Source organism: Chitinivibrionales bacterium, assembly GCA_014728215.1.
GTDB lineage: Bacteria > Fibrobacterota > Chitinivibrionia > Chitinivibrionales > WJKA01 > WJKA01.
Window position 1 is genome coordinate 1 of sequence record WJLZ01000127.1, and the last position, 6,757, is coordinate 6,757.

4 protein-coding genes are annotated in these 6,757 nt (G+C 40.4%); all 4 read left to right on the forward strand.

What is annotated here, in order from left to right; genetic code table 11:
* Positions 1-389 precede the first annotated feature (389 nt).
* Complete coding sequence (locus tag GF401_10260) at positions 390-1,547, forward strand: hypothetical protein (protein ID MBD3345432.1); 1,158 nt, start codon at positions 390-392, stop codon at positions 1,545-1,547.
* A 49-nt stretch (positions 1,548-1,596) separates the two neighbouring features.
* Positions 1,597-2,757: a hypothetical protein gene (locus GF401_10265; protein MBD3345433.1), complete on the forward strand. Its 1,161-nt coding sequence runs from the start codon at positions 1,597-1,599 to the stop codon at positions 2,755-2,757.
* Positions 2,758-2,820: 63 nt separating this feature from the next.
* Positions 2,821-4,890 carry a hypothetical protein gene (locus GF401_10270; GenBank protein MBD3345434.1) on the forward strand — a complete coding sequence of 690 codons (2,070 nt, stop codon included), beginning with the start codon at positions 2,821-2,823 and terminating at the stop codon, positions 4,888-4,890.
* A 441-nt stretch (positions 4,891-5,331) separates the two neighbouring features.
* A complete protein-coding gene (locus GF401_10275) occupies positions 5,332-6,570 on the forward strand; it encodes an IS256 family transposase (protein ID MBD3345435.1) in 1,239 nt (412 codons plus the stop codon).
* Positions 6,571-6,757 lie beyond the last annotated feature (187 nt).

Below are 6,757 nucleotides of genomic sequence, written 5' to 3' on the forward strand. Positions count from 1 at the left end.
CAATAAGTCTCTATCTTTAGATTCATAGATCAAGGATAAGGCTGAGAAGGATGTGATTGATTTTCTATCGAAACTTTCGCTACAATAATCAAATCGTGCTGACGTCGTGAGTGGAACGTCAGAGCCGATTTATGATATCCATTCGCAGCACATTACAACATTGTACATTTTCCAATACCGCATAAACGTTTTGGTACCATAGAAAGGAGGTTATAGCATGGGCTTAAAAGAATGGGTATATAAATAGAGGGAGTAATTGGCTCATTGGCGGACGAGCACAATACTCCCTCATCCGGCATTTTATTAACACCATAACTAAAATACTTTAAATCCACCAAAAACTTGCATTAAATATGGAATAAATTAAGTTCTTTCATAAGGAGTCTATTATGCGGAAATATATAGTATCGATTTTTGCATTCGCGCTATTAATGACATTTCAAAGCCAGGCTGTCAGGCCATATTTTAACAGCTATGGCTGGTTTCAATTATTATCTGAGGGCGAGATTGCCATAAGTACCCGATATGCTTCTGTTACGAGTGGGGTAGAGACCTGGTACAACAAATGGAGGGGCCATATTGAATACTATGTAAATACGGGACCATGGTATGGTGCAGTTTACATGTATGGTCAATGGCAATATCGCTACATTGATGCTGACATTATAGCATCACTTATTCGTGCGGATAATACGCTTGGCCTTCAAGATATACCTCAGGAAGTAGTAGATTATGTTGAATCAAAGCTTGAATATGATCGCAACAGAATGGTCAACCACCCGAACGATTATTATAATAGTTATTGGTATCCCTGGGAATCTGATCCTATAACTCAACTAAAGTGGCGTTCAGTTTATATGGAAGGCAGATATGCTGAAAACGATTTCACAACCTGTACCGACATTCATGCCAATTGCTGGGGAACCGCCGATTATCTCGCCATGGATTATGAATGGGCGGAAAAATATGAATATGATTTTCCGGGAGGGGCGCCTTCGGATAGATACAGGTTTCCGCACATTTATGTTGACGGCGGGAAGTATTATTTGTACTATGGTCAATATTATTATAATGAATATTGTATTGATGACGATCTTGATCCGGATGTGGGTGATGGTAATCAGCGTGCAGTATTTAAAGGGCACAGGACTGGAGCTGCACCTTCGCCGCAACCGGAAAATTTGCTGAATTCATTTGATGTTATTCGATTAGCCGAAGATCCTATTGTTCAAAATGATCCGGAACCACATGAAATGGGCATAGGCTCTTCTGGAAGTGAGATCAATGTCGGAAAAAACCTCCACTGTGTCGCATATTTGTGTACCGATGAGTATAACTATGCATGGGTTTATGAAAAACACAATTATGGATGCACAAAGGAAAAACCATACGGAATCAATGTTCTTGGCTATGACTTATGGGGTCCGCCTGTAATAGGAATTGGGGCATATGATGATAAGTATTGTTCCTTTTTTAAGAAATACGGCTACAATAAGGACAATATGCCCGACAGCTATGATATGAACTGGGCCGGCATTACCGAATAATTTAATCAAGCATAAAATATCAGAAAGAATATCAGAAAGGAATTTTATTATGAAATGTTTATCATTAAAAACAATATTATTCTGGACGGCGTTCTTATCTATTGGCGTTTTTGCTCAGGGACCAATAGTCATAATTGGTGACCTCGAACTATCCAGAGATGAAATTGCTCAAAAGCTGGATAATGCAAATCAGGATCCCATGTTGGCGGTAATTAAAATTAAAAGAGCCGAGGCGATAAAAAGATTAACCCAGATCAGAAAGCTTCCTGGAGGAAATGGAGAAAAACAAGTATATCAGGATGTGTTTGGCGCTTCTTTTGATGATGATAATATTGCCATTAATGATCCGGCACTGCCGCATGCAGCGAAAAAAGACGCTCTGTTGCGGAAAAGTCTTTTTGAACGATGGCTCACCGAAATGGCTGAAAAAATTGTATCGGTTACCTTTGTCGATGAAAAGGCATTCTGGGAACTGGTACAAAACAGTGAATCATACAGGATCCGGAAGGAAAACGGCTATGAACCATCCATGGATACCTGGGTATACACTTGTCATGAATTGCTGGTTTCTCCGGACAAAGTAATTGCCGAAAAAAACGGCGCCTGTTTTCTAAATGGTTCGGAGCTTAATGTATGGATAGAGAATAATTACACCGGTTCGGTAATGCCCTATGCGAAGAGAAAGCACACACGGGAGGAAATTCTTGATATTCTGGCAGAAAAAGCCACCGAAGGAAAGCTTTTGTCGGAACAAGCCGGAGAGGGGAAAATCGAAATAAAGCAAAATGTGCGTGAACGTGCAATCGATAAGTTTGTAAGGGATAATATGATGCACGCCGGCTTGAAAATCGGTACAATAAAAGGGAAGAGTCTCTCTGAAGCATCTGAAATGATCTATGAGAATTATTTTAAAAGAAAGGGCGCCGGAATAGCAAGACTACGAAACATTCTTGATGGGAGTACGAAAGTAACTTCCTTTGAGGGGCCCGAAGCTGTGTATCTGGCAAATGCGGCCACAGGCAGCATGCAGCAGGATATTATCGAAGGTGTTGGCGATGATGAATTATACGAATGGATGAAATCCAGCGGCTTCAAAGGTAATTTTCATGAAGCTCGTCAAGTATTTGGTGCACAAAGATATGATGAATATATCGATAGTGAAATAAAAAATGCTGGAATAGCCATTCTTTCATTTACCAAGAAAAAGTAATTTTGTATTATCAGGCTGTGGAGGAGATTGAAACCTCCACGGCCATTTTTCTGGAGGATTTTTATGCAGAATACATCAATGGCGCTCCTGCTTTTGCTGGTTTCTCTCTCCTTTTCACAAACGTGGGAACCTGCAGGCGGCCCTTGCGGCGGTTATGTTTTATGCCTTTCCGCGAGTAACGGAAGGTTTTTTGCCGGTACCTACAGGGGTGGTGTATTCATGTCGGACGACAGCGGAGCGACCTGGCGTCATTCGCCCGAAACTTACAGCTTGAGTTTCAATGACATTGTCTGCAAAGGTGATACGCTATACGGAGGAACATGGTACAACGGTATTCTAATGTCGCATGACAAAGGAGAGACATGGGAGAACATTTATTTTGATACGATGTCTCTTGATAATGACGTTGGGGCCCTGGCCTTACTGGACGGCATTTTGTTTGCTGGAACTCAGATGTCACTTCTTCGGTCAGAGGATAATGGAAAAACATGGACAAATTTGAGCATTGAACCGGATTTCCCGCGTTTCTATTTTTTCAGTGATTTTGAAAAGATTAGTGATTATTATTTTTCAGGGAGCAAGTATAACGGCGTAATGCGTTCCAGAGATAAAGGTCTTACCTGGGAAATAATTAATAACGGTTTGCAAGACAAAAAAGTGTATTCTCTTGCCGTAGTAGATACAATACTCTTTGCCGGCACATATATGGATAACGTTTATCGTTCGACTGATTTTGGTGAATCATGGCAAAAATCGGATGATGGAATATCTGAATATACTGCTGCTTCGTATATTTTCTCTTTCAATGGTTTTCTATTATATGATAATCATGACGCTTTATATTTATCTGAAGACACTGCAAACCTTTGGAACAAATTAAATGATAATCTTGATATAATAAATATTTTAGCCGTAAATAATGAAAAATTCCTTCTGGCAGGACACGGCCCTGGTATTTATTTTTATAATTTGTCCAACAATACAATTGCTTCAAGAAATAATAAATTATATAGCCATACTATCCAATCATTAAGCTCAAATAATAATACACTTTTAGCTACGACCTACCATTATGCTTCATTTTTATCGATCGATTCAGGAAAAACCTGGCAGACTGTGCATGAAAAAGAATTATTTGAAAATCATATCAGGTCACAAGCCTGCCATGTTAAGGGAAACGATCTTTACCTTGACGCAAATGGCGGTATTTTCCACAGGAACATGGAAATAGACACCGGTTGGAGCACAATGAATGACGGCATGGGTGATACAGTTGGTATCCGCGGATTCGGATCGATTGGAACGTATGTATTTGCCGCTTCGGAGCGCGGCCGTGTATACAGAAAACGGGACGGTGATACCACCTGGCAGGCGTGCACAACCGGACTCCGCTCTCAGGAGGGCTTCAGGACAATTATTGAAAATAATGGGCGCCTCTTTTTGACCGGATATGAATTTTATATATCCGACGACAGCGGCAGTACATGGATATCAAAATTAACTGATGAGACCACGCGATTCGTCGCATGCGCTGCCGAGGGTGATGTTGTGTATGTTAACAGGTATACCAAAGGCGTTTGCCGCTCACTGGATAACGGCGATACCTGGGAGGAGCCGTATATGGGCCTTCCTCGAGTTAAAGCTCTTGCAACATGGAACGGTCTGGTATTTGCCGGAACGCTTGGCGGCGGCGTGTTTATGTCGTCTGACAGCGCGAAAACCTGGGAACCGTTCAATGAAGGGTTATGGAATTATGGAGTTCTCTCAATGACCATTCAAAATAATACGCTTTTTGCCGGCACACAGGGGAGCAGTATTTTCAAGCTTGATCTCACAAGCATACCGGGAATATCGGGCAATAGCAACGTCCGTCGTGTAAAACAGGAACAGAAAATAAAATTGCAGCGTTCAGGGGCGGTTTATCGTATCCAGTTACCCGCCAACAAGGGGATAAAGTCAATCGAGGTGTATGATCTTCATGGAAGGAATTTACGGAGGGTATATCCGGATAAAGAAAATGAAAAAATTCTAAAAAACGATTTTTCAATCAGGCCGCGACACTCGGGAAATGTTCTTCTCCGCTTAAACATGCAAAATGCTGAAGAAATTATTCCAGCGCCCTTGATTAAGTAAGATTTCTCGAAGCAATAAAAAGCAAATATATTGTGTTCAGAGATGATGGGGCTTAAAATTAATTAATTGATTCATTTTACGAATCAATTGATATAAAATGGTTAATTAAACCTATTTTTATAAAGAGGCATATTTTGAAAAAGTTCATTGTCTTATCAGCGGCATGTTTCTTATACATTGTCAGCCCTTTGTGTTCTGATCTGGGCATAAAGATATTCATATCAGGGAATGATGATTTAATTAGTGCTTTCGGTAAAGGCGCTGATTCGCTTTATTTTTGCAGGGAGGCATATGATTCAATAATTTCCGGACATAAAGATTCGGACACTCTCTGGATTGGAGATATTTTCAAATGTTGTGTATGAGTTAATATAAAAATGGCATATCCAGAAGTATCTTTAAATTACAACATTTACTGAAACTTCATTGAAAGGATATGCCATGAAAGAAAATACTTTCACCGCTTCACAATCAAAAGAATTTTCAACTATGTCTCTCAGTGACATTGCACGTATTGGAGCAGAACAGATGCTCAAGGTAGCATTACAAGCGGAAATAAAGTCGTATATGGATCAGGTTAATTGCACATGTATATCAGTTGATGGTTCGCCTCAAATTGTTAGAAATGGATATAATAAGGAACGCACAATCACTATCGGAGACGGGCAGATTAAAGTCAAGGTTCCTCGTACCAGAGTTCGTAACAAAGGTATTGAAAATTATAGTAGCAGCATTCTTCCGAAGTATATGCGGAGGAATCCCAAAATCGATGAAGCCATACCGATTTTATATCTTAAAGGCATTTCTACGAATAACATGTTTTCCGCATTAGAAAAATTACTTGGTGATTCCGTGTCTGGTTTGTCTGCCACAAACGTCAGTCGCATGAAATCCCATTGGAAACATGAATTTGATGAATGGAAAAACCGAGACCTCTCTAACACGCGTTATTGTTACGTATGGGTTGATGGCATTTATACAAACGTCAGATTCAGCGATAATCGTCTGTGCACTCTTGTTGTTATCGGTGCTACTGAAGAAGGGCATAAAGAGCTTATTGCCGTAGAAAGCGGTTACCGGGAAAGTGAAGAATCCTGGAAAACACTCCTGCGGGATTTGCGTGATAGAGGTATGCAATCTCCAGCCCTTGCAATCGGCGATGGTGCTTTGGGGTTCTGGGCCGCAGTGCAAAAGATATTTCCAGAAACAGAATGCCAAAGATGCTGGGTACACAAGACAGTAAACATCCTTGACAAACTACCGAAATCACTTCGTTCAAAGGCACATAAGATGCTTAAGGAAATCTATATGTCAGAGTGTCGTGAAGATGCTGAAATGGCGTTCAATAGATTCCTTGACCGGTTTAAGGATAAATATCCCAAAGCATCTCAATGTCTCGAGAAAGACAAAGGACATCTTTTAACATTCTACAGTTATCCGGCAAAACACTGGAAGCATATACGGACAACAAATCCGATAGAATCAACGTTTGCCACAGTACGGCTAAGAAGCGTATCAACGCGAGGGCATGGTACAGAGGAAACAACATTCATGATGATATTTAAGCTGATACAAATGGCATCAAAGCGGTGGCAAAGGATGTGGGGTTATAACCTGATTCCATTAGTGTTGAATGGTGCAAAATTTGTTGACGGAGAGCTATTGGAAAAAGCAGCGTAACTATAAAATCTGGATATGTCATATACACAACATTTGACAATTACTCAAATTACCGGGAGGCCTATTATTTTAGAGGTCATCAAAGCCAAAGAAAACAATTCAGCTAAGCAGAGGCTTTCTAAGGTTGTTCCTCTGCCCGAAAAGGTTGTTTTCAATGCAGCTCGTGGTTCGTATTCGTATAATGATG

What these genes read in the sequence shown, in the direction of transcription:
- GF401_10260 (MBD3345432.1), top strand. Translation starts at nt 390, where the DNA reads ATGCGGAAATATATAGTATCGATTTTTGCATTCGCGCTATTAATGACA.
- GF401_10265 (MBD3345433.1), top strand. Translation starts at nt 1,597, where the DNA reads ATGAAATGTTTATCATTAAAAACAATATTATTCTGGACGGCGTTCTTA.
- GF401_10270 (MBD3345434.1), top strand. Translation starts at nt 2,821, where the DNA reads ATGCAGAATACATCAATGGCGCTCCTGCTTTTGCTGGTTTCTCTCTCC.
- GF401_10275 (MBD3345435.1), top strand. Translation starts at nt 5,332, where the DNA reads ATGAAAGAAAATACTTTCACCGCTTCACAATCAAAAGAATTTTCAACT.